The sequence below is a fragment of the Candidatus Paceibacterota bacterium genome (assembly GCA_041666915.1).
Classification (GTDB): domain Bacteria; phylum Patescibacteriota; class Minisyncoccia; order Phycocordibacterales; family PALSA-1337; genus C7867-002.
The window spans coordinates 1-23,608 of the sequence record JBAYFZ010000006.1; the positions used below are offsets into that span (position 1 = coordinate 1).

The window sequence follows — 23,608 nt, forward strand, 5'->3', positions numbered from 1 at the left end:
ACAATTACGAAAGAAAGCAGTGGACCAGAAAAAAGATGACGCCTGTCGAATACAGAAATCATCTTTTAGCCCGGGTCGAGGGTTAGAGGGTTCCAATGTGTCTACTTTTTAGGGTACAGATCATGATTGATTTTGATTTTTCAATGTAATATACTACCAATGTCGATTAACCTCGACTGGTGGATGTAAAGGAGTTCTTACTCCTTGGTCTATAAAAAGATCAATCACTGGTAACATAAAGCCCCTTCGGGGGTTTTTATGTTTATAAAAAACCTCTATAGTTAACTATTTCTTCAACCCATTATGCTCAACCTGCGCTTCTTTTGAAGCTTTCCTGTATGAGCAATAGTCACAAGTCTTTGAAGGTGCTGGGACTTTTTCTAACATCAAACACTTCTTGAGCTCAGTGAGAGCCTTCGGGATCCACGAATCATCTCCGGTATAAGGTATAACATCTATATCAAACTCAAGTTTGGCATCAAAAGCTTCTCTGTCAGTCTTACCATTGCAATAAACGAAATACCCCGTTTGTGATACATCAAAACCACTTTGGCGAAATAGCCACTGATATATCTCCATCTGTCTCTTGTAACCGATCTGCCATTCTTTATCCAAAGAAACTTTTTCTTCTTTACTGGTGGATTTGTAATCAACAATAGAAAGCTCCTTGGTCTTTGTATTAACCCAGACATCATCTATAGCTCCAGTAACAAGCAAATTTTCTGGTTCATAAACAAATCTAATACCTTTGAAATTACTTCTCCAAATATCTAGATCTTCATGACTAAAAGGAACCATATCACGTAAACCATAGGCGCTCATGAGTGGATGTGGGCGTCCTTTGGCACGATGAATATCAAACTCTTTTTTGAGGAGCGCATCAACGGCAGAGTTGAGTGAAAAAGGAAAACCCGGTGGTCGCCCTACTCCCAATCTGCAATCAAGATAAAAACACATTGGGCAATTCAAAAACAAATCAATCTTTGATCTACTAACCTTGAAGGGTTCATTGCTCTTTGGGTCAAATAAGTTCCTATTTCTGCGTGAATTGTAATAATCAGACATAGGTCAATAATATCATAAAAAGGAAGAACAACGTCTTCCTTTTTACAAACTGCTCAATTGATCAACCCTATTTTGTACTGACCGTAACCTTTGTCATGACAACATCTTGTACTGGCTTATCACCACTAGCAGTTGGAGTGTTAGCGATAGCATCTACAACCTCAAGTCCTGAAATAACTTTTCCGAAGATGGTGTACTTGTTTGGTAGTGGAACATCTTTGTGCATGATGAAGAATTGACTACCGTTTGTATTTGGACCAGAGTTTGCCATAGCGACCGTACCACGGACATAACCAGCTTTGTAAGAAGGAGTTGCTGGATTGAGCTCATCAGCAAACTTGTAACCAGGACCACCTGTACCTGTACCCATTGGATCACCTCCTTGTATCATGAAATCTTTGATGACACGATGAAAGATGAGGTTATTGTAAAAACCTTTTTCAGCCAAAGTAATAAAATTTTTGACTGTGTTTGGTGCATCAGCATCATAAGTTTCAATGACGATCTTACCTTTGTTTGTCTCAATGGTTATATTATGCATAGAATTTTTTATATTATTATTTGTAGAAGGAGTTACAGTTGTCTCAGCTGGAGCTTTTGTCGTATCAACAACAGGAACATTGTTAACTGGCACGGTTGAAGTTGAAATAGTCTCACCATACTGATTGAAATAAGCATCTGGCTTGGAATTCAAATACCACTGGATACCGGCTAAGACTAATATGATTGCAATGAGTGCAGAGAGTGAACGGGTTGTATTCATGATTTTTATAATTATGTTTAGAGATTATACAGTTCTTTTATTTTTTCCACCACAAGCTTCTTGGCATCTACCAAAGGCATTTCAATACTTGCTCCAGCGGCAGCTTTGTGTCCCCCACCACCTAGACTTACCGCGAGCTTGGAAACATCACATATTCCAGAGTTACCAGAACGAAAACTCATTTTAATTTTATTTGGTCTAGCTTCTATGATAACAGCAATCACTTCCAAGCCAGCGATTGTCCTTATTACTGGAGATACCATCCCAGCAGAAATACTAACGTCAGGAATTTTCTTTTCTTGAATAACGGAATATGGAATAACAGAAAATGCTACTTTATTATTACTAGTCAATTCTACAGAACTAAGAGCGGCTGCTTGGAATGCAATATCGCCGAGAGTATTACTATTTTCCATTTTAGCAATAGTCCGACTAATATTTGGGCAGACTCCTACAAGTTCGGAGGCAACTTCAAAAGTGGCTGACGTTACTGATTCATATTTGAAACCACCAGTATCTGTATATATTCCCATGAATAGGTTCTCGGCAATCTCTGGAGTAATCTTGATATTCATTTCCTTAAATAAATCAAAGAGGAGTTGTGCAACTGCTGGATATGAAGGTTCTACAATATTGATAAATCCGTCACCAACATTTGTACGATGATGATCTATATTTATAACTTTCAAAGAATCCGGTATTTTGACTTCTTTCAATCTGGAAACTCCGGAAATAGCGGAATCAACGATGATGAATAAGTCGTATTCTGTAGGATCAATCTCCCAATATGCTTTCATCAAAATATCTTTTGCCCCTCTAAAATGCATGAAGGCCGGTGGTATCTCCGAGTCGCCCTTGATGACCGTTGCCTTCTTACCCAATTGTTCCAAAGCAAACTTTGTAGCCAAAGCTGAACCGACAGAATCTGGATCTGGTGAAGGATGGCAATGTAATAATATTGACTTAGCCTTTTTTATTTCTGCCAATATAAGTGGCGCTTTTTCTTTTATACTATTTGGGATGGTATGGGTCATGAGGGAAATATTATAGCATGGGTAAATATTAGCATAGGATGGATATTGACTTTTACATTAAATTTGATAACTTTATAAATGAAGAAAACTTTCGACCGCAGTTCTATATGACTGCAATTTGGTGGGGAGTTTTTTTCTTTTGTCTAGACTGGGAATACTGACATGAAATATTTCTGTTTTCGTTTATTTTCTTTTATTTGAACAAAAAATGAATCTCCATTTTGAGTCTGACCAGTAAAGCGATATAACATTTCTGATTTCCTCATAGGATTTCTATGGGTATCTGGTCTTATATTTGAATGCTCAATCAGATCAATTGCGCAAGAATAAAACTTGAGACGACGTACACGATCGTGCCAATTCTTTTCCCTTAAGTGGTCCCAGAAATAATCTAAAAATATCTTTTCTTTTTTGAAATATTTAGATCTAATATACGGTCGTCGTTTTGTCCTAGAAACAATATTTTTATAAATGATCAAAGCCCTCGGATAAACTTCCGAGTATTTTGTTCCTCTAATCACTTGTTCCTTTGTTTTGAAAATATCCACAGCCTATGGATTGTATCAAATGAGGTATAAAGAAATGATAAAGAAAGATTAAAGAAACAATGAAGAAAATTACATAGGCGTACAAAGGGTATTTACTTAAAAATGCCCTAGCATGCCCATTAATGAGATCATTTTATGAGAAAAAAATAACCCCCGAACTTTCAAAAAGCTCGGGGGGTGAATGGTTGAGGTCTAAGCCTTAACTTGCTAGGACGACGAACGCGAGCCCACGCTCACGACGCCACTCGTCGATGGTACTAAGGCAAGGCGTGCGCAACCAACGACCATCCTCAGCACGGTCCGCACTGAGGAGGTTCGGACCGCCATTGGAATCCTTGATCGGTTCGTGCATAGCAACGATCCAGACCAAGCCCATGTCTTTAATCTCCTCGTCCGTGAACATTTCACGGATCATGCAGGCGATTTCGGCATTCGGGGTGGCGAACTTTCGCTTGTCATCCATAGCACGAATATTCTTCGTGATCCGACCATTGTTTTTGAAAAGCGTACCCTTCAAAACAGCGATTTCATTCACAACACCCGTAGTTGGCTTGAAATCTTTCGAGTTAAGGATATCCTTTGCCCACTTTGAGAGCCGGAAACCTTTCTTCTTGAGGCGGTCAATCCACTGCGAACCAGTCGTGCCGTCGGTCGCTGGGAGGGTGAAATAAATCACGCCGTCCTGTTCACGCCAACGTTTGGCTGGTTCGGAGACCGTGACTCCACCACGGGCGAGCAAAGAAACCAGATGGAAGTTTTCTCCTGTTGAAAGCCATTCAACATCGGCATAAGTGCCATTGTTACGACGGATTGCGAATTGCAACTTTTGTGCAATCCCCGGTTCTAACACTACATTGAGCTCACTATTCATAGTATGCTCTTTCTTTATTGTGAGCGAGCCTTATTAAGGCATGCTCGGGTTTATTACTATTCAAAGAACTACTACAATAAAATACATCTAATATAGCCAAATGTCAATAGCTTGTTTATTCCCTAAAATGTACTATAGTTTACACATACCATTGACCCGGCTGACACCGGTGAGGTGAAGAAAGAAATATAGGGCAAAACCTTATAAAGTAGAATCTTCCGTAACTGCTTCGAAAGCAGAGAAATGAGTCAAAAACAGGGTGGCACCGCGATACACAAAGTCGCCCCTGCGAATTTATTAGCAATTAATAAATTTGGAGGGGCGTTTTTGTTTACAAAATCGTTTCTTCGAAAAAATATTATGCAAAGAACATACATAAAAGATCTAAAAGATTACATTGGTAAGGAGGTAATTATTTCAGGATATGTCGATGTCCGTCGCAATCAAGGGAAAATGGTTTTCTTCGAATTCCGAGATCGAACCAGTAAAGTACAAGGTGTGGTACTACCAAACAATGTAGAAGCACTTGAATCTTCTAAGGAAATACGCCCTGAATGGGTTGTAAAAATTATCGGCGTCGTAAACAAACGTCCAGAGAAGAACATTCAAGCTGGAAAAATGAATGGGGATATTGAACTTGAGATTAAGCGTATCGACGTTATTGGAACAGCCAAAGAACTTCCTTTTGAAAAGGATTCTGAGATCAATATCGATACATATCTAGATTATCTTCCACTCACTCTTAGGAATCAAAAACATACAGCGGTATTCAAAATACAGGCAATCATTGCAAAAGCTTTTAGGGATTTCTTTACAGGAGAAGGCTTCACCGAATTCCAAGCGCCTAAACTGATAGGTGACGATGCAGAGGGTGGTGCTAACTCTTTTGATGTTACATATTTCAAACACATAGCACACCTAGCTCAGAGTCCTCAACTTTACAAACAAATTATGGTTGGTGTTTTTGAACGAGTCTTTACTATCGGAAATGTCTATCGCGCAGAGAAACATTCAACCACTCGTCACCTTAACGAATACACTTCTATGGATATCGAAATGGGTTTCATAAAAGACCATAATGATATAATGGACATTGAAAACAAGTTTATGATTTATCTGTCAGAAACCTTGAAAAGAGAATGTCAAAAAGAATTCGATTCACTAGGCGCTACAATACCTAATGTATCAGAAAATACACCCAAGATGACCTTACGAGAAGCACAAAAACTTATTACTAAAGAAACCGGAAAAGATTGTACAAATGAACCCGATCTGGAACCAGAACATGAACGTTGGCTATGTAACTATGCTTTGAAACAATTCAATTCTGAATTTATCTTCATCACCAACTTCCCAACCGCAAAAAGACCTTTCTACACTTACAGAGATGAGGTAGATCCAACTTATACTAAAGGTTTTGACTTACTCTTCCGTGGTGTCGAAATAACAACTGGTGCTCAACGTATCCACAACTACGATGATCTAGTTGCTTCAATGAAAGAAAAAAAGTTGGATCCAGAAAAATTTAGCTATTATTTACAAGCTTTCAAATACGGTCTACCACCACATGGAGGTTTTGGATTGGGACTTGAACGTCTAACAGCAAAATTGTTAAATATTGAAAACATTAAAGAAGCTACCCTATTTCCAAGAGATATAAACAGAATCGATAATCTGCTCTCAAAATAATAACATCGAGGTCGGACCTTGATAGACATCAAAAACAACCACATTAAGTGGTTGTTTTTCTGTAACGAAATTACAAGAATAGATTATTTCTTGCTCTTCCAAGCGTACTTTTTCGTAAGTCGCTTCTTGGTCTTTCTGGACCTTGAGGTTTTCAAGATCATGTTTACTCTTTTAGCCATAATCCAATAGTAACACAGTTTTGTAGTATGATGTAGTGGTGAACAAAACTGACGAACAATTAGCAGAACTTTGCCGTAAACAAGACCATCAGGCTTTTCAAGAACTGATGAATCGTTATCTTCGGCCGATATTCAATTTCAATAGACAATATGCAAGAGCAATAGAAGATGTTGACGACATCACTCAAGATACTTTCTTCAAGGTCTGGAAATATATTGGAAAATTCAAACAAGGCATGACTTTTCGGCCTTGGTTATACACGATAGCCAGAAACACCGCTTTGGATCATATAAAAAAGAAAAAGGCAGTTTCATTCTCAGAATTAGATGATAACGAAAACAACCTTTCTTTTGCAGAGACAATAGAAGATATTGAGCCGTCACAAATAGAAATCCTCGAAAATGATATTTTATCAAAAAACTTATCAGGTAAATTAGAATCCCTTCATCCAGACTATCAAGCAGTAATAACTCTACGCTATAACGAAGAGATGACTTTTGAAGAAATAGCTGTAGTTGTAAATAGACCGATGAACACAGTCAAAAGTTGGCACCGAAGAGCACTCATTCAATTACAAAAACTAATGAAAGATCACTTGCACCAAAAACATTAATTAAGTCGTAATATTATCAAACACCATTGTTGTCATTCCCGCGAAGGCGGGAATCCAGGATATTACCAAGAAAATTTGTTGCTAGTATTCATGGATTCACCGGTCCATTCGACACGATTTTGCTAAATCGCCTTCGCGGGAATGACACAAAGACACAAAATATGAAAAACGTAATCAAAATAAACCAGATAGAACCATCGCCAAAGCTGGCTTTTTCTATTATGGAAAAAATTACAAAATACGAAACTAGACATTTCCGTATCAGAGTCGCTTTACATTCCATTCTCACAATAGGAACCAGCTTAGCTTTCATACCAACTATCAGTTACTTTGGTGAAGGCTTATCCCAATCTGGCTTCTCTTCATATATGTCCCTCATCATTTCTGATAGTTCATATGTCATGAGTCATTTCGGCAATCTCGTACTTTCTGTTGCAACTTCATGGCCAGTATTAGCAAGCATCATCGTCCTTGGTCTAACGATAATCCTTATCAATTCAATCCGTAGAATAGTCCAGTATTCAAGTGCATTATCATTCAATCATAACCCATCACTATCATGAGTATAAAAACATTTTTTCAAACAAATTCTGTCTCAAAGATCATCGGTGGTCTAGGTATATTACTCATAGCCCTCGTCATTTTCCAAGCTGGAGCTTTTGTCGGTTATCACAAAGGGGCTTTTTCTAGTAACTGGAATAACAACTACATGATGAGAGATGCTGATGACCCACGTTCATTCTTCGCACCATTCATGCATCGTGGCGATGATATAAACCCTCACGGTGCTGTTGGTGAAATAGTTTCCATGAATCTTCCTTTAGTAATGATAAAGGGTCCAAATAGAGCCGAAGAAGTCATTATCGTAGGCACAAGTACAACCATTCGCAATTTTAGACAAACAGTTTCAGCTAGCGATCTTTCCATAGGTAGTCAAGTTGTAGTTATAGGCGAACCAAATGACAAGGGTCAAATACAAGCAGAACTCGTAAGGATCATGCCAACCCCACCTTCAGGTTTTCCTCCTATGATGTCTAGTTCATCCCCACGAAGATAAATTATAAAAACATGATTAAACAAAATATTTTTAAGAAGATTTTTAATTGGTCAAAAAGTCACAGGATTTTATCTATAATCATATTTTTGGTTATCATCTTTATTGGTTATCGCATATACAAATCTGTATTTCCTACGGTCACAATACCTTCTTATACTCTCTCCATGGCAAAGATGGGTTCTATCACCCAGACCATCACTGGTAGTGGTCAAGTTTCAGCTTCCAATCAAACCGACATTCTCAGTCAATCTTCAGGAACAATAAAATCCATCAATGTTTCAGTCGGTCAGACTGTTCATACGGGTGACCTCATCGCTACCATTGACTCAGTCAATGCTTCAATAAACCTTGAAAGTGCCAAATTGTCTTATGCAAAACTAGTCAAACCTGCTACATCAGCTGATATTGCTATATCAAAAAATAATTTAACAAAGGCTTATGACTCTGGCTGGAATGCAGTTTCTGGAGTATTCCTAAATCTACCAAATATTATGTCTGGAATGAAAGACCTTTTGTACAGTCAGACAGGATTTCTTAGTGATCAAAACTCAGCATCTCTTTCATCTATGGGTAGGACTTACCGTGACACCACTGGTAGAAGCTATGATTTAGCAGTTGCTCAATATCAAAAAGTTCTACAAGAATACAAAGATCTAACTCGTACCAGTGCCACTTCTAGTATAGATATACTCATAGCAGATACATACACAACTATAAAGATGGTATCTGAAGCAACAGCAAATGCTCAAAATGCCATCAACTATATTATTACCAATCAATCTGAATATCAAAGTTCCTCGGCTAGTTCTGCATTATCCAGTGTTACGACATGGTCTAGCCAAGCTAATTCCGATGTTTCAAATATAATTTCTGCTCAAAATTCTATCCTAAGTTCTGCAAATTCATTTGATACCTTGATCACTGGCGCTGATTCTCTAGACATAAGATCTGCACAACTCAACCTTGAACAAGCTCAGAGGACTTATGACGATTATTTCGTAAGAGCTCCATACAACGGTATCATTGGACGTATTCCAGTAAATGTCTACGGACAAGCTAGTTCTGGTACGACAATAGCTACAATAATCGGTCAGCAAAAGATGGCTAGTATCTCTTTGAATGAAGTAGATGCCGCCAAAATCAAAGTCGGTCAATCTGTCAAAATAACTTTTGATGCTATAGATAATTTTAACGCCGTCGGAACAGTTTCTGTTGTAGATCAGATCGGTACAGTTTCTAGTGGTGTAGTTTCTTATGGAGTAAAAATACTCATCAATACAGATGATGCTCGTATCAAACCAGGCATGAGTGTTAACACAACTATTATCACCTTACAAAAAGATAATGTTTTGACTGTGCCTTCTTCCGCAATAAAGAAACAAGGTAATGAAAGTTACGTACAGACTTTAGAAAAATCTCTATTTACTTCCACAGTTGCACCAACCAATACCACAGGAACCACAACTAGAAATTACAATGGTCTTGCTAGCACAACGAGAAACTTCGCTGGTACTCAAAATACTCGCGCAGTCACCATTTCAACCAATACCACTCCAAAGAAAGTCATCGTAACCACCGGAGATTCTGATGATACAAATACTGAAATACTAAGTGGATTAAATCGTGGTGATCTCGTAATTACAAAAACAACAAACGGAAGTTCTGCCCAGACGACCACAGCTCCAAGTATTCTCTCTGGTATGACAGGAGCTCGCAGGACAAGTGGTTCTGTTAGTATGCCAACGCGTTAATCTGGATGTCTGACATCCGGAAGCCTCATTTCCAGAATCCGCTCCGCCAACAAAAACATGATTGAAATTTCAAAAATAACCAAGACCTATATGAATGGTGAAAATGCTACACATGCTTTACGTGGTGTTTCATTCACTATTCAAGATGGAGAATTTGTAGCGATCATGGGACCTTCTGGATCTGGTAAATCAACCCTTATGCACATACTAGGTGCTCTAGATACACCAACGTCTGGGACTTACAAACTAGATGGTCATGATGTTTCCAAACTTTCTGACGATGAACTAGCTGACATTCGCAGAAACCAAATAGGCTTCGTCTTCCAATCATTCAACCTTCTACCACGTGCCACCGCTTTGCGAAATGTCACTTTGCCACTCATTTACGCTGATGTTCCAGAACATGAGCGTGTCAAACGTGCAGAAGATTCACTCATATCCGCAGGCATGACCGCTGACCGTTTCAACCACAAATCAAATGAACTTTCTGGTGGACAAATACAACGCGTAGCTATTGCAAGAGCTTTGGTCAACAACCCTTCTCTCATTTTGGCAGATGAACCAACTGGTAACCTAGACTCACAGACTGGAGATATTGTTTTAGGAACATTTCAAAAATTAAATAAAGAAATGGGAAGAACTATTATTCTCATCACTCATGAACGCGAGGTAGCTGAACATGCAGATAGAATCATTTATATAAAAGATGGTTTGATATTAGAAGATGGTAGTGGGCATGAAAAAAGACTTATTCATCATGGTAAAAAAGGAGATTAGTACAGATAATACTCCAAATAAAATATGACCACCCAAGATATTATTCACGAAACATTCTCTGCCCTAACGGCCAACAAAATCCGTACTTCCCTTACCATGCTCGGCATCATCATTGGTATTAGTTCAGTTATCATCATGGTCTCTATCGGACAAGGTGCTCAAAATACTATCCAATCATCCATTCAATCCATCGGTTCAAACCTGATAATGGTTTCCCCCGGAGCGACTAGAAGTTTTGGCTACACAGCTTCCACTGGCCGTGGTTCTGCAAAAACTTTGACCATAGAAGATGTTGACGCTATCTCAAATGAGATTCAAAACATTGCCGCCATATCTCCAGAAGTAAGTGGTAGATATCAGATAACCGCAAAAGGTACCAATTCCAATACTTCAGTTACTGGAGTAAAGCCAGCCTATACATCTGTTCATAATATTTCTGTTGATAATGGTTCTTTTATTTCTGATGAAAATGTTTCAAATAGATCTAAAGTTGCTGTCATCGGTCCAACTACAAGCGAAGATTTATTTGGTGTAGGAGTAGATGCTGTCGGTCAATCCATCCGTATCAATGGTATGGAATTCAAAGTTATAGGTATAACGAAATCAAAAGGTGGTAGTGGTCTCGGTAATCAAGATGATGCCATCTATGTTCCTCTTTCATCAGCCCAACTTTTTCTTATTGGAGATTCAAACTATGTAACTGCTCTCAGTATTTCCGCTACAGAATCATCTGTAATGAAACAGCTGCAAAGTGATATCACAGCACTACTCATGGAACGTCACAAGATCAAAGATCCTGCCAGTGCCGACTTCAGTGTTATGAACCAAGCTGACATTGTCTCTGCAGCTTCCAGCGTTACGAGCACCTTCACGATCCTTCTCGCTGCTGTAGCCGGTATTTCTCTCGTCGTCGGTGGTATCGGTATTATGAATATGATGCTCACAACCGTAACAGAGAGGACTCGTGAGATAGGCCTACGCAAAGCTATTGGCGCCAAAGCAAGAGATATCAATATTCAATTTCTAACTGAAGCAGTTGCCCTCACGGTCATCGGTGGTGCTATCGGAGTCTTCTTGGGCTGGTTGGTATGTTATGCAATAACCTATTTTGGAGTCCTACAGACTTCTCTTTCTATATCATCCATTCTTCTAGCTTTTGGAGTTTCAGCAGCTATAGGAATAATCTTTGGATATTATCCAGCCAATAGGGCTTCGAAATTGAATCCGATTGAAGCGTTGAGGTATGAGTAATCGTTGTCATTCCCGCGAAGGCGGGAATCCAGGATTATTACAAACCAATAGTCTATATTTTGTGGTAACCATGGATTCCCGCCTTCGCGGGAATGACACAACAATCATAAATTCCCTAAAAACACTTTCTCCAATATCTTTTGTTCTATCAGTTCCTTTGGATTACCTTCTGCATAAATTTTACCCTTATCAAGTACGTACGCTCGCTTTGTGATTTCAAGTAATGATTTCAGATTATGTTCAACGACAAATATTGCCGTTTTTCTTCGTTCATTTATTTCTTTTATTTTTTCAAATACTTCTTTAACTATTTTTGGCGCAAGTCCTAATGATGGTTCGTCCAATAATAAGACTTTCGGATCTGGCATAAGTCCACGGGCAATAGCAAGCATTTGTTGTTGACCACCAGACAATGTTCCGGACTTAGCTTTGAGTTTCGTTTTTAGAGCAGGAAACAATTCTAGGACGTTTGCTATTCTTTCTTTGCGGTCAACATTACTCTTCACATTAAAACCACCTATTTCTAGGTTTTCCAAAACAGTCAAATGATGGAACACTCGACGCCCTTGTGGTACAAACGACACTCCTCTTTCTACGACTTCATACGATACTGGTTTGAATGGTTGTCCTTCCCAAAACACTTCTCCAGAATCAATAGGTGCGAGTCCAAATATTGCTTTTAGAATCGTTGATTTTCCCGCTCCATTTGGGCCCATGAGGGCTACAATCTCTCCTTCGTCAATGGAAACAGAAGCACCGTCAAGAGCTTTGACTCCACCATAGTGGACGTGGATGTTTTTGAGTTGTAATAGGATTTCAGTAGTCATATATTATTCCCCTAAATAAGCCTCCACCACATCCTTACGTACCAAAACATCAGCAGGCTTACCCTCAGCTAGAAGCTCACCAGAATCTAGTACATAAATATAATCAGACAATTCACGAATGAGATCCATATTATGTTCTATCAAAATGACCGCTTTACCTTGATCACGAAATTCTTTCATAACACCAGTTACAATCTTTATCATCTCTGGAAAAAGCCCAGCAAATGGTTCATCTAAAAATATAATATTTATATCACCAACACCACAATGGATCATTGCCGATACACGGGCAATCTCTAGGAGTTTACGTTGACCATATGAAAGATTTTTGGCTAGCTCATTTCGCTTTTCCCATAGGCCAACTTTCTTCAAAACTTCCTCAGCCTTTTCCAAATGAAAAGCTCCATGTTTCTCAAATAATGATTTCCAAATACTTCGCTCTGTGAGTACAACTAGAATATTATCTATGACTGGCATTTGCTCAAATAACTTCACATCTTGAAACGTCCTCGTTATACCGAGCAATGGAACTTCATGTGCATGTACTTTCTGCAATCTTTCTGCACCAACAACCAAAATCTCACCAGAATCGATCGGAATAATTCCAGTCAAAGTATTCACCAGCGTAGATTTACCAGAACCATTTGGACCTATGATACCTGTGATTTTCCCAGCTTCAAAAGAGATAGACAGTTTGTTGACTGCGTAGACTCCGTCAAAGTGCTTGGTTAGTCTCTGGGTGGATAAGATAGACATTATACTATTCATTTTTCCACATTTTATGTGTTTAGTAAACAGGTACACAAAAAACCAGAGGTTTAACTCTGGTTTTTTGTTGCAAAACTATATATCCTTATCTCCCCCAATCCGTAGATGGACACTTTTTGCCGGCACCAGCAAAAAGTTCTGATGGAAGACCGAAAGAATACGACTACTTCAACTCCTGCCACATCTCTTTACCTGTACTATCAAAATAATGAAGACCTATTGGTGTAATAGGATTACTATTCGTGCCAAGTGTAAGCAATCCAGCTGTACCATTCCAATCTTTTAGACTACCGAGATAATCTCTGATACACACAGTGTCTACAGAACTCTTACACGATTCCATGGCTTCTTTTATTAAGTACACAGCATCGTATGACGTAGCCAAATATGCAATATTGGTAGGTGGTAATTGTTTGTAAGCTGATATATAAGTTTTTATGAAAGTGGCAGTCTTTGTGCTTGTAGGATCAGTAAAAGCATCTGTTGTGAATATATTCGGATTATTTAATAATCCTCCAGTCTGCGTATTAATAGCTGGTGATACAGATTGAGCTCCAGCGATTATTGGATATTTATCAAGAAAACCAAGTTCTTTCATCTGTTTATAGAATGTAACGCTCGCACCAGCACCTTGAGAGGCAAACATTATTGCATCTGGCTTTTCCTTATTCATTTTTAGAATATATGAACGCAAATCATTTACATCAGAATTGAAAGCATCGTCTGATACGACCTGCCCGCCCAGTTTAGTAAATTCAGCCAAGAATGCTTTGTAGACACCTACTGGAAAATCTTTATTTTCATAAAGTGCTGCTACTTTACGGTAGCCTTTTGAATATGCGTAGTCTGCAGATTTGGCAGTATAAAATTCGCTTGAAGGAGAATTCCTAAAAATATACTGACCGGCATTTGTCACCGCAGGAGATGATGTTATAGAAGCAATGATTACCACCTTTGCTTTTTCAACTATTGGTGCAATCGCAAGAGTTTCTGTACTGCAATGCCCACCAAGGATTACACTAACTTTATTAACGTTGATAAGCTTACTTGCAACGGTAGCTGCTGTTGTACCATCACATTTACCATCTTCAACAATCAGATTCACTTTCTTTCCAAGGATTCCCCCACTCTGATTGATCTCATTTTGTGCAATAAGAGCTGATTGCATTGCTGGTTCTCCGTAACTTGCAGCAGATCCAGTTAGTGGTGAGATGAGGCCAATGTTGATTTCGCCATTTTGAACAGGCCTTAGTGACACTACAAGTATTAGTATGACTACAACGACGATACCGATTGCCCACCAAATTTTTTTATTCATATTTTAAATAATATTTAACGACATTAATTCACCTTCTCCAAATAGATAATACTTAAATACTACAACTAAATAATCGTAACTTCAATATTGACTCAAGTCGTCCCCTTGATACGATAAAAATGGCCAAAAAAAGCTTGTAAATTGGGTGGTCAGGACATAGCAGATCATGTTACCGGCGCCGGTAAAATGGTATTGACAGAATCTGGCACAAAGCGTGAAATAGATATTTCTTCAGTGTAATTCCGTATTGGAAAATCAGACCTGGTACAAACGAACGAATCCTCCATGGTCACTCAATAATTAACGATTAATCAAAAAACACTGCTTTCGCGATGTTCATTGATGGCGCCTGGCTACAGCTTGATAGCCGTGAGATGGCCAAAACCCTTCCAAACGCCATGTATATGGTAGCAGAAGTGACAGACTTCACGCAAGTTAAACTTACTGAATTTGAATTATCTGCCCATCCTTGATTCTCTTAACCACATATCCGACACTTGTAATATCACCATTTCCATCAAACGAGACTTGTCCAGTAACCCCTTGGAAATTTTGACTTCTTATAGCTTGTGGTAATTTATTCGCATCAGTGCCAACTTGCTTGATTGCCAATACCAATGCAGTTACAGCATCATAGGCTTGAGGTGCACAGATTGGAACCTGTTTTTCTCCAGTAAAAGCAATGAATTTACTCTGAAACACTTCATTTGAATTACCGGTTGAACCTGCATATAAAATATCTGCATTTTTATTTACACCACTTACGAATTTTGAATCATTCCATGAATCAGTCCCAAGTAATTTTGTTTTGATACCAAGATCCTGTATTTGCTGAACAGCTACCAAAGATCCTTCTGCGTACATAGCCATATAGATATAATCTGGATTAGCTGATTTAATCTTCGTCAACTGAGTCTTATAATCACGAACTTCCTGTAACGTTCCTTCAACACCGACGACCTTTCCTCCAAGCTCAGTAAACCTTTTAACGAACACATCTTTGATACCTGTACCCCAATCTGAAAGATGATAGAGGACCGCAACACTTCTAACCTGAAGAGTATTGTATGCATACTCAGCCGCAAATTTACCCTGATATGAATCTGATGGATACGTCCTAAAAAAATATGGACCAGATTGACTCAACGAAGGTGCAGACGAACAATATGAGATTACGGGTATCTTTGCATCACTTGCGATCTTTATAAATGAAGATGTCTCGCTAGAACATAAACCACCGATAATCGCTATGACTTTATCAAAATTAACTAATTTTTGTCCTGCACTTAACGCTGAAGTGGCCAAACATTTTCCGTCTTCATATATAACCTGTATTGAACGACCATTAATTCCACCCGATTTATTAACTTCATCAACTGCAATTTCAACAGCTGATTTACTTGCCTGACCAAGAGAGGATGCATCTCCAGTCAATGAGCCAATAAACCCTATCTTAATATTACCAGCATTGTTATCAGCCCCTCGTATTGAAGCAACAACTATCACCACCACAACAATACCGATTGCCCATAATATTGTTTTTGTTGATTTTTTCATGTTGATAAAAGTTATTTTACCTCTTGAATGACACCGTTCTTGAATATGACCGGATAAAGAACCATCCCTACATCTCTGCTATCTAGGACAAAAGATCCACCAATACCACCAAATGGTCCAATTTGCGAAAATGTTTGAACAAAGTTTTTTACATTTGGGTCTTTGGTGAGAACTGCTTTTATAGAGTAGAGATTATCGTAGCCAATGGCAGTATATCCAAGTGTATTGGCTGGATCAACACCCTTAAGTTGATTTCTGATCTGATTATATTCTGCTGTACCAGGAATCGAAACTGGAGATGCCGTTAGGTGAACACCTTCAAAAGTACTCTTATCTTGATTGACTAGATTTCCGAATACTGGTAACAGATTCGTATATATAACAACTGATGAATTCATCACCTTCACTTGCTTTATAACAGGAGTTGAAGCGACGGCTATAATATAAACAGCTTGAGGTTTTGTCGCTAACACCTTCGCTAATGGTGTCGAATAATCTGTAACACCATTTAAGAAAGCCTCCTGACTTATGACACTAATATTATTTTGTGCGGCTTCTTTCAAGAAGGATGCCAGACCAGCCTGACCATATTCGGAATTTAAATACAACACTCCAATTTTATTTACATGATTTATAACCATGTCTTGAACAGTTGCATGTGCATCATTATTTGGCGTCGGAAAAAAGCTAATCGAATTTTCATTTTTAGATACTATATCTGCAAAGACAACTGATACAAACAGAGGAATCCCTGACTGTTGCACTAGTGGCGAAACTGGGACACTTGGCGTGGACATTGTGGTTATGAATAGATCAGGTTTTTGCAATTCCAATTTTCTAAAGACAGTTATGCCTTCTTGTGCATCGTTCTTATTGTCTTCAATCAGAAGCTCAACCGGCTTTCCATTTATGCCGCCTTGGGCATTGATTTCCTGTTGTGCTGCTTTAAGACCAGTCGTATAGGATTCACCAATATATGCCGCTGATCCTGTCATTGCGGCTGATACTCCAATTTTAATAGTTTTTGCATTACTATTATTACCTGAAGATAAAATAACAACCAAGACTACAACAAAAATCACAACAATGACTCCAATCCATATGAATATTTTATTTTTCATAATATTTAATTAAACCCCTTAATTTACAACCTATATTCCCCTACCAGCCCTTGTGGCCGATAGTTCAACATAGACTTTATCATCTTTCATAAATAGTCTTTAATTCTGGCATGATATATGGTCGGACGTGCTTGTTGAGACTTTGTTCCGTAACCATATCAACTTTACGTCCAAGAATGGACTCAATGGTATGAATAAGTTTCATATACGAAAACATACCCATCGGCTTTCCTAACCGAACAAGAATATCCACATCACTATTTGGACGATCTTCTCCACGAGAAATAGAACCGAAAATAGCAGCGTAAGAAACACCGAAAGATTCGAAAATGGGTTGCAATTTATCCTTTATATCTGCTATAAGCATAATAAAAGTATGACATAGGATATAAGTTTTTACAACCTATATTCCCCTACTAGTCCTTGTGGCCCGTCAAACTCATTCCCTTCTTAAAAAGAAGCCTCTACAATTTGAATCTTTACAAGTACATTTTACTAAAGAACCATTAACTTCAGTTTTATCGTAGTCTAAAGTTATCTCTTCCGTTACTGATATACTTCTTAAAGCTTTTAAATGTGGTCTCTCAGTTGAGATTTCAAATGAAGTATTAGGATTACAAGAGTGATTAACCCAATTAATAACAATCTCATCACACACAAACTCATTCGCTCCTATACAAGCATATCTAGGAATTGGATTATTTACAATTTTGTCTAACGGGATAATGTAAAAAACTTCACCAACATCAATCTGTTTACTGGTAAATATTCCTAGACCATGAATATCACTTTTTCTTTTTTTCAAAAACTGATGACTGATTATTCTCTTCATGATTATAAGAAACTGACGATATTATCACCTATTTTATATATGGTGATATTGTCGCATCTTTTATTACAAAAGGAGTATGTCCACCATCTCTATCTCCATTTGATAAAATTGTAATTTTGCCAGATGCACCTTCCCAATCGACAACAGAAGTCCTCAACCAATTAGCGATATTCTCTCCATTATTTCCCACATTCAATATTGCATCTTTTACAATATAAACTGAATCATATTCTGTCTCTGCATAACTCAAATACGGTGGTTCACTGCCATACTTTTTCTTATAAGCATCTATAAACGATAACGATTTTGAACTAGTTAGACTTGCATCAAACTTTGCACCAATAGCACCATTAAAAAATGAGAAATTTTCTGGGAACACGTTTGGGTCAGATAAGATATCGTTAGCTATCAAAGCTGGTTTCCAGTTCATTTGGCTCATTTGGGTAATAATCCTAACAGCTGATGCTGGTGTTTGAGGATCAATAAATAAAGCGTCTGAATTAGAATCTCTTAATTTGGCCAATATGGATCGAAAATCATTAGTATTACTAGAATACTCCTCTTTTATAACAACTCCACCATCTTTTTGAAATCTATCACTAAATGCTTTAAATATCCCAGCCGAGTAATCAGTTTGTTCTTGAATAAAGGCAACTTTTCTCCATCTTTTATCATTATAAGCAATTCGAGCTAACACCTCACCTTGAGAAGAATCGCTTGGGTAATCTCTAACAAAAAACGGACTTATCCCTGTCAAACTAGGATTACTAGAAGCATAAGAAAAAAGAGTAACTTTTGCGTCAGTAGCTACAGGAACAATCGCCATTGATTCACTACTACAAAAACCTCCCAAGATTACTTGTACTTTATCAATATTAATCAACTTCTGGGCAGCACTAACAGCGTCTTTACCATTACATTTTCCATCTTCTGGTATAAACTGAATCTGTTGACCGTTAATTCCTCCTTTTTCATTTATCTCATCAATGGCCATTTGGATAATATTTTTTGCTGGCTCACCGTATAAAGCAGCATCTCCAGTTAATGGTCCAATAAACCCTATTTTGATAGTATCAGTATTGTTATTAGCACCTCGTATTGAAGCGACAACTATCACCACCACAACAACGATACCGATTACCCATAAAATCTTTTTGTTCATAATAATAGTATCTTAATACCTTATAATTACAACCTATACTCCCCCACCAGCCCTTGTGGCCTGTATAACATTAATAGTATCAAAATCACGCCATAAGTCACCTGTCGCATCTGTGCTGCAATATCATTGGGAAAACCGACAAAACGTAAGATTTCAGGAAGAAGAATGAGACAAATAGCTCCTATGACAGCTCCTTTATTATTCGCCAAACCACCCAAAATAATAATTGCTAGAATAAAGATTGATTCGGTCAAAGTGAAAGTTGAGGGGTCAACAAAAGTTATGTAACTTGCAAAGAGCGCACCCGCAACCGAAGCCATCATGGCACCAATAACGAAAATAGCTAGCTTGTACCAAAGTGTACGATAACCAAAGACTGATATTGCTTCTTCATCTTCACGAATAGCTTTGAGCACACGCCCGAAAGATGAAGTGGTTATAAATTGGCAAATGAAATAAATAAGGGCAAGGAAGACTACAGAAAGTATGAGGAATGATAAATTTTCAGAAAATGTAAAACCAAAAAGAGATGGTCGTGGAATACCCGGAATCCCGAGTGGACCACGAGTCAAGGATTGCCAATTCAAAAAGATACTATAGATGATCACATTGAAACCAAAAGAACCTAGAGCATAATAGTCGTCTTTGAATTTTGATAAAACAAAACCGATTACAAAACTACAGACTGCTGTAATAATCATTCCAATAACCAAAGCTACAAAGAAATTCATACCCGAGCTCGTGAGTAGTATCGCCGTCGTATAAGCACCAATACCGTAGAAAGCAGCTTGAGTTATTGAAAGTAAACCCGTAAATCCAACAACCAAGTTCAAAGACAGACCTAGGATGGCGTAAATGCTTATAAGTATTGCTAGATGAATGAAATATTCCATATTACTCTATCTCTTTAATATCCCCTGCGGTCTAAATAACAAAAACAAAATAAGTACACCAAAAGCGATTGCATCTTTCCATTCTCCAGAAATTTGCCAGATACCAAAATTCTCTATGAAAGCTAGGAGAAATGCTCCTATCACACCACCATAAACATTTCCGATACCACCTATAATGCAAGCGATAACACCTTTCAAAAGTAATGACATACCCATAGTTGGTTCTATACCCGTATCAAATCCTATGAGTATTCCAGCCAAACCACCGATAGCTGAACCAATAAAAAATACCCAACCAATAATCTTTTCTGTATTGATACCAACAATCTTTGAGACTTCTTCGTCGTCACCTATAGCTTTCACTGCTTTACCAAAGAGTGTGTATTTGAAAACCAAAGCTATCGCTGTCATGATCACCAATCCAATAATAAGAGTTACGAGTTGTGTCTGAGTGATGACACCACCTAAAATATTAAAAATATGTTCAGAACCAGCACCTTTGGATAAGGTTTGGAATTGACTAGTAAATAATATTGCCACGATTGCTTGCAAAGCGGTCAGTACTCCCAACGCAGAAACCAGAAGAACCATACCTGATGATTTGCGTTTACGAAGTGGTGAGTAGACAAATTTGTATGTAACAAGACCGATAGTTCCAGCTATGAGAACACCGACAATGATTGAGATATATAAATCCAGACCTAATGTCTTGTAAAAGTAAAAAACTGAGTAACCGCCAATAGCAGCAAGTGCGCCATAACCTAGATCAAAGAATTTGGTTGTACCATATATAAGATTGAAACCAAGAGCAATCATGGCGTATATTGCTCCGGCGATAATGCTGTTTAAGATAAGTTGAGGAAGGATGTCCATAATGCAGACTATATATGAGCATAGCAATTGTACAACAAAAACCGCTCTGTTGGGAGCAAAACGGACAGTTACAACCCCTTCAACACCCTCCTCAACTCCTTATGTCTCGGCACTTCTTCCGCGACCAGATTCCAAAAGTTCTTTGAATGGTTCATCTCTTTGAGGTGGCACAGCTCGTGAACAACAATATAGTCTTGTATCTCTGGTTTCAAAAAGACGATTTTGTAATTGAAATTGATATTACCGCGGTGTGAGCAACTACCCCATCTAGATTTTTGATTCCTAATCGTGATTTTGTGATACGTAAATTTATAATAATGATTGAAATGTTCCAACCTTTCGGTTACCAATTTCAAAGCTCTTTCTTTTTGAAGTTTGAAGTCTTTGCGACCCAAATTATTCAAAAGTAATCTCTCTGGCGATACTGGGTGTTTTTTGAAATAATCCAACTTTTTTGTAATCCAATCACTCTTGCTTGAGACAAATTTTTCAATCAAAAAAGTAGGCATTAGGCGTGAAGCGGTAACTTTCACTTCACATGATGGGTAGACAGAGATACGTATTGAGCGAGTACGACTACTTCTAATTACCGAATATTCAAATCGTGGTAATATCCTGGATTCCCGCTTTCGCGGGAATGACAACACAAAGGCACTGTTTCTATCAGTTTCTGATGTCATGGTCAAATCTTCCTTATATAACCAAGTAATATTCTAGCCAATTTGATTTCATTCCAAGAAATGTTGAAACCAACTTTTGATTTTATAGGAGACAAAAATGGTGGTCTGTCATTACCCTGCTTCGCTGAAACTTCTTCCAAAGCTTTCTCCAATTTTTTAAAATGAATTGGTGATATTTCTTTTTTCAAATACATAACCTCGCTTAGATTCAAAGTTTCTTTTACACCCTTACCACCAGCGAGCAAACTTTCTATTTGATTGATGACAGTTTCTTCTTCCAAACCCCTCTCCTTAGCAATTTCTCTTACAGTCTTTTCGGCTTTGATCAAAAGAGCAGTTTTATCATAAGTTGAGAGTTTCGGTGGTTTAATCTTTTTGCCATTTTTATCTTTCTTTATTGCATGCAAAGGTGCCACTTTTGCCAAGAATTCATTTTGCTTTTGAGTAATATCTTTCTCATCCGTATATTCAAGAATTCTCTCCGCTTTATCCGATAACTCTCTAAAATGTTTATCGTGCTCCAAAACCTCACGATGAACTTGAAGGGCATTCTCACTAAATCCAAGAATGGAAAGTCCTGCTAAAGTACGAACTCGAGAAAGAGCAACGTATCCCATTCCTGGTTCAAAAGCTTTGGAAAGATCCACTTCTATAGCATCCAAACTCATACCCTGACTCTTGTGAACCGTAATAGCCCAAGCCAAACGCAAAGGATACTGACTTATTTCAGCCAAAAGTTTACCATCATCAGCAATCTGCCAGTTGGCACGCTCTATTGTTATAAGTCTTCCTTCAGGAAAATCTGGAGAAACAGCTGTTCTGATGACCGGATCTGAGTCTGGTGCACAAGAGACGACGACGCCGAGAGTTCCGTTGACGTATCCTTTTTCAAAATTATTTTTTACACACATCACTCTGGCACCCTTTCGCAGACGCAAGATTTCTGGAGCCAAACAAGTTTTCTTCAATGTTTCAACGAGTGGTCTCCTTCCCTTTGAAGTCATTTCATAAACGATTTCATTGGCTTGAACTTTGTTGAGCTCTCTACCATTAACGGAATCAACATCAAGGTTGTGCGTGTAGAGACGGGTTGGTTCAATACCAGTTTGATTTGGTACCCCCTCCCCCCCAGGGGGGGTGGTCTCATTCTTTTCTTTACCAGAGAGACCCCGCTCGCCCGAAAAATCCTCCCTTACCGTCAAATCAATTACCGACTCATAACTGTTTTCTTCTTGGTTGTAATTGGCCTCATCTAACCCACTATAGTTAGCTTCTTCGTCATCGCCAAAATTACCAAGACCTTTTACATGACTTGCATCCTTCACATGACGACTCTTCAACTGCTCACGAGCCTTACTAGAAACCTTACCCGACCTGATCTCATTTAATATCGCAAGAATCGGATCATTATTCTGACGGAAATTTTCATGTAAATAACAGACGACGAAGCCGGCTTCTTTCCAAGAATCAGAATTATAAATAAATCGTGCTTCAGGTTCGCCCATCCTACTGACTGGTGGAAGCTGGAAAAAATCACCACACAAAACAACTTGTAAACCACCAAAAGGCTCTTCCGATTTCCTGACGTGCTTCAAAACACTATCTACAATATCCAGACGAAAATGATGCAACATAGAGACCTCGTCAATGATAAGAACTTTTGCCTCCAGAAGCTTATTCTTCACATAACCTTTCTGACCGATCTCTTCTATTTCGTCCAGAGAAAGCCTGTCCTTGATACCTATTCCCGTCCAAGAATGAATAGTCACCCCACCCATATGAGTTGCTGCAATACCAGTTGAAGCGGTTATACCTATCGGAACATCATGCTCTTTCAAATATCTAATATACTCATTCACGACAAAAGTCTTACCACTACCAGCTGGTCCAGTGATAAAAACATTCTTACCCGATTTCAGGATGTTAAGTGCATCGCGTTGGGTCATGGGGGAAGTATAACAGAAAAATGTTGTCATTC

24 protein-coding genes are annotated in these 23,608 nt (G+C 38.3%); 7 read left to right on the forward strand and 17 right to left on the reverse strand.

Annotation, left to right across the window (positions count from 1 at the left end; genetic code table 11):
- Window positions 1-285 precede the first annotated feature (285 nt).
- From WCS89_04050 to WCS89_04070, 5 genes are all read right to left on the reverse strand, one after another.
- A complete protein-coding gene (locus WCS89_04050) occupies window positions 286-1,065 on the reverse strand; it encodes a PD-(D/E)XK nuclease family protein (protein ID MFA6554646.1) in 780 nt (259 codons plus the stop codon).
- 67 nt (window positions 1,066-1,132) lie between these two features.
- Window positions 1,133-1,828: a peptidylprolyl isomerase gene (locus tag WCS89_04055; GenBank protein ID MFA6554647.1), complete on the reverse strand. Its 696-nt coding sequence runs from the start codon at window positions 1,826-1,828 to the stop codon at window positions 1,133-1,135.
- A gap of 17 nt (window positions 1,829-1,845) precedes the next feature.
- Complete coding sequence (locus WCS89_04060) at window positions 1,846-2,862, reverse strand: DHH family phosphoesterase (GenBank protein MFA6554648.1); 1,017 nt, start codon at window positions 2,860-2,862, stop codon at window positions 1,846-1,848.
- Between the two features lie 143 nt (window positions 2,863-3,005).
- Window positions 3,006-3,410: a hypothetical protein gene (locus WCS89_04065; GenBank protein MFA6554649.1), complete on the reverse strand. Its 405-nt coding sequence runs from the start codon at window positions 3,408-3,410 to the stop codon at window positions 3,006-3,008.
- 199 nt (window positions 3,411-3,609) lie between these two features.
- Window positions 3,610-4,281, reverse strand: a complete 672-nt coding sequence (locus tag WCS89_04070; protein ID MFA6554650.1) for a hypothetical protein — start codon at window positions 4,279-4,281, stop codon at window positions 3,610-3,612.
- Between the two features lie 360 nt (window positions 4,282-4,641).
- Between WCS89_04070 and aspS the strand changes: the two genes are divergently transcribed.
- The 7 genes from aspS (at window position 4,642) to WCS89_04105 (ending at window position 11,599) form a co-directional block, all read left to right on the forward strand.
- Complete coding sequence (gene aspS, locus WCS89_04075) at window positions 4,642-5,970, forward strand: aspartate--tRNA(Asn) ligase (GenBank protein ID MFA6554651.1); 1,329 nt, start codon at window positions 4,642-4,644, stop codon at window positions 5,968-5,970.
- Window positions 5,971-6,187: 217 nt separating this feature from the next.
- Window positions 6,188-6,763 (forward strand): RNA polymerase sigma factor, encoded by a 576-nt coding sequence (locus WCS89_04080; protein MFA6554652.1) that lies wholly within the window; start codon window positions 6,188-6,190, stop codon window positions 6,761-6,763.
- A gap of 161 nt (window positions 6,764-6,924) precedes the next feature.
- Window positions 6,925-7,326, forward strand: coding sequence for a hypothetical protein (locus WCS89_04085; GenBank protein MFA6554653.1), 402 nt, complete (start codon window positions 6,925-6,927; stop codon window positions 7,324-7,326).
- Window positions 7,323-7,820 carry a hypothetical protein gene (locus tag WCS89_04090; protein MFA6554654.1) on the forward strand — a complete coding sequence of 166 codons (498 nt, stop codon included), beginning with the start codon at window positions 7,323-7,325 and terminating at the stop codon, window positions 7,818-7,820. The genes WCS89_04085 and WCS89_04090 overlap by 4 nt, the downstream gene beginning before the upstream one ends.
- An 11-nt stretch (window positions 7,821-7,831) precedes the next feature.
- Window positions 7,832-9,571: an HlyD family efflux transporter periplasmic adaptor subunit gene (locus WCS89_04095; GenBank protein ID MFA6554655.1), complete on the forward strand. Its 1,740-nt coding sequence runs from the start codon at window positions 7,832-7,834 to the stop codon at window positions 9,569-9,571.
- 57 nt (window positions 9,572-9,628) lie between these two features.
- Entirely contained in the window at window positions 9,629-10,348 is a 720-nt protein-coding gene (locus tag WCS89_04100) for an ABC transporter ATP-binding protein (GenBank protein MFA6554656.1), read from the forward strand.
- A 24-nt stretch (window positions 10,349-10,372) separates the two neighbouring features.
- A complete protein-coding gene (locus WCS89_04105) occupies window positions 10,373-11,599 on the forward strand; it encodes an ABC transporter permease (protein MFA6554657.1) in 1,227 nt (408 codons plus the stop codon).
- A 104-nt stretch (window positions 11,600-11,703) separates the two neighbouring features.
- Here the strand turns inward: WCS89_04105 and WCS89_04110 are convergent, their stop codons facing one another.
- The 12 genes from WCS89_04110 to WCS89_04165 all read right to left on the reverse strand — a co-directional run bounded on the left by WCS89_04110 (window position 11,704) and on the right by WCS89_04165 (window position 23,576).
- Window positions 11,704-12,426 (reverse strand): ABC transporter ATP-binding protein, encoded by a 723-nt coding sequence (locus WCS89_04110; GenBank protein ID MFA6554658.1) that lies wholly within the window; start codon window positions 12,424-12,426, stop codon window positions 11,704-11,706.
- A gap of 3 nt (window positions 12,427-12,429) precedes the next feature.
- Complete coding sequence (locus WCS89_04115) at window positions 12,430-13,182, reverse strand: ABC transporter ATP-binding protein (protein ID MFA6554659.1); 753 nt, start codon at window positions 13,180-13,182, stop codon at window positions 12,430-12,432.
- Window positions 13,183-13,357: 175 nt separating this feature from the next.
- Window positions 13,358-14,512, reverse strand: a complete 1,155-nt coding sequence (locus WCS89_04120) for an ABC transporter substrate-binding protein (protein ID MFA6554660.1) — start codon at window positions 14,510-14,512, stop codon at window positions 13,358-13,360.
- Between the two features lie 441 nt (window positions 14,513-14,953).
- Complete coding sequence (locus WCS89_04125; protein ID MFA6554661.1) at window positions 14,954-16,069, reverse strand: ABC transporter substrate-binding protein; 1,116 nt, start codon at window positions 16,067-16,069, stop codon at window positions 14,954-14,956.
- An 11-nt stretch (window positions 16,070-16,080) separates the two neighbouring features.
- Window positions 16,081-17,190 (reverse strand): ABC transporter substrate-binding protein, encoded by a 1,110-nt coding sequence (locus WCS89_04130; protein MFA6554662.1) that lies wholly within the window; start codon window positions 17,188-17,190, stop codon window positions 16,081-16,083.
- A 79-nt stretch (window positions 17,191-17,269) separates the two neighbouring features.
- Entirely contained in the window at window positions 17,270-17,557 is a 288-nt protein-coding gene (locus tag WCS89_04135; protein ID MFA6554663.1) for a nucleotidyltransferase family protein, read from the reverse strand.
- A gap of 72 nt (window positions 17,558-17,629) precedes the next feature.
- Window positions 17,630-18,022: an SET domain-containing protein gene (locus WCS89_04140; GenBank protein MFA6554664.1), complete on the reverse strand. Its 393-nt coding sequence runs from the start codon at window positions 18,020-18,022 to the stop codon at window positions 17,630-17,632.
- A 28-nt stretch (window positions 18,023-18,050) separates the two neighbouring features.
- Window positions 18,051-19,184: an ABC transporter substrate-binding protein gene (locus WCS89_04145; protein ID MFA6554665.1), complete on the reverse strand. Its 1,134-nt coding sequence runs from the start codon at window positions 19,182-19,184 to the stop codon at window positions 18,051-18,053.
- 26 nt (window positions 19,185-19,210) lie between these two features.
- Entirely contained in the window at window positions 19,211-20,077 is an 867-nt protein-coding gene (locus WCS89_04150) for a branched-chain amino acid ABC transporter permease (protein ID MFA6554666.1), read from the reverse strand.
- A 6-nt stretch (window positions 20,078-20,083) separates the two neighbouring features.
- Entirely contained in the window at window positions 20,084-20,950 is an 867-nt protein-coding gene (locus WCS89_04155; protein MFA6554667.1) for a branched-chain amino acid ABC transporter permease, read from the reverse strand.
- A 68-nt stretch (window positions 20,951-21,018) separates the two neighbouring features.
- Window positions 21,019-21,459, reverse strand: a complete 441-nt coding sequence (locus WCS89_04160; GenBank protein MFA6554668.1) for a M48 family metallopeptidase — start codon at window positions 21,457-21,459, stop codon at window positions 21,019-21,021.
- Window positions 21,460-21,632: 173 nt separating this feature from the next.
- Entirely contained in the window at window positions 21,633-23,576 is a 1,944-nt protein-coding gene (locus WCS89_04165) for an AAA family ATPase (protein ID MFA6554669.1), read from the reverse strand.
- Window positions 23,577-23,608 lie beyond the last annotated feature (32 nt).

What these genes read in the sequence shown, in the direction of transcription:
- WCS89_04145 (MFA6554665.1), bottom strand. Translation starts at nt 19,184, where the DNA reads ATGAACAAAAAGATTTTATGGGTAATCGGTATCGTTGTTGTGGTGGTG.
- WCS89_04130 (MFA6554662.1), bottom strand. Translation starts at nt 17,190, where the DNA reads ATGAAAAATAAAATATTCATATGGATTGGAGTCATTGTTGTGATTTTT.
- WCS89_04105 (MFA6554657.1), top strand. Translation starts at nt 10,373, where the DNA reads ATGACCACCCAAGATATTATTCACGAAACATTCTCTGCCCTAACGGCC.
- WCS89_04055 (MFA6554647.1), bottom strand. Translation starts at nt 1,828, where the DNA reads ATGAATACAACCCGTTCACTCTCTGCACTCATTGCAATCATATTAGTC.
- WCS89_04085 (MFA6554653.1), top strand. Translation starts at nt 6,925, where the DNA reads ATGAAAAACGTAATCAAAATAAACCAGATAGAACCATCGCCAAAGCTG.
- WCS89_04120 (MFA6554660.1), bottom strand. Translation starts at nt 14,512, where the DNA reads ATGAATAAAAAAATTTGGTGGGCAATCGGTATCGTCGTTGTAGTCATA.
- WCS89_04060 (MFA6554648.1), bottom strand. Translation starts at nt 2,862, where the DNA reads ATGACCCATACCATCCCAAATAGTATAAAAGAAAAAGCGCCACTTATA.
- WCS89_04100 (MFA6554656.1), top strand. Translation starts at nt 9,629, where the DNA reads ATGATTGAAATTTCAAAAATAACCAAGACCTATATGAATGGTGAAAAT.
- WCS89_04150 (MFA6554666.1), bottom strand. Translation starts at nt 20,077, where the DNA reads ATGGAATATTTCATTCATCTAGCAATACTTATAAGCATTTACGCCATC.
- WCS89_04125 (MFA6554661.1), bottom strand. Translation starts at nt 16,069, where the DNA reads ATGAAAAAATCAACAAAAACAATATTATGGGCAATCGGTATTGTTGTG.
- WCS89_04110 (MFA6554658.1), bottom strand. Translation starts at nt 12,426, where the DNA reads ATGACTACTGAAATCCTATTACAACTCAAAAACATCCACGTCCACTAT.
- WCS89_04160 (MFA6554668.1), bottom strand. Translation starts at nt 21,459, where the DNA reads ATGCCTACTTTTTTGATTGAAAAATTTGTCTCAAGCAAGAGTGATTGG.
- WCS89_04115 (MFA6554659.1), bottom strand. Translation starts at nt 13,182, where the DNA reads ATGTCTATCTTATCCACCCAGAGACTAACCAAGCACTTTGACGGAGTC.
- WCS89_04070 (MFA6554650.1), bottom strand. Translation starts at nt 4,281, where the DNA reads ATGAATAGTGAGCTCAATGTAGTGTTAGAACCGGGGATTGCACAAAAG.
- WCS89_04135 (MFA6554663.1), bottom strand. Translation starts at nt 17,557, where the DNA reads ATGCTTATAGCAGATATAAAGGATAAATTGCAACCCATTTTCGAATCT.
- aspS (MFA6554651.1), top strand. Translation starts at nt 4,642, where the DNA reads ATGCAAAGAACATACATAAAAGATCTAAAAGATTACATTGGTAAGGAG.
- WCS89_04140 (MFA6554664.1), bottom strand. Translation starts at nt 18,022, where the DNA reads ATGAAGAGAATAATCAGTCATCAGTTTTTGAAAAAAAGAAAAAGTGAT.
- WCS89_04155 (MFA6554667.1), bottom strand. Translation starts at nt 20,950, where the DNA reads ATGGACATCCTTCCTCAACTTATCTTAAACAGCATTATCGCCGGAGCA.
- WCS89_04050 (MFA6554646.1), bottom strand. Translation starts at nt 1,065, where the DNA reads ATGTCTGATTATTACAATTCACGCAGAAATAGGAACTTATTTGACCCA.
- WCS89_04090 (MFA6554654.1), top strand. Translation starts at nt 7,323, where the DNA reads ATGAGTATAAAAACATTTTTTCAAACAAATTCTGTCTCAAAGATCATC.
- WCS89_04165 (MFA6554669.1), bottom strand. Translation starts at nt 23,576, where the DNA reads ATGACCCAACGCGATGCACTTAACATCCTGAAATCGGGTAAGAATGTT.
- WCS89_04095 (MFA6554655.1), top strand. Translation starts at nt 7,832, where the DNA reads ATGATTAAACAAAATATTTTTAAGAAGATTTTTAATTGGTCAAAAAGT.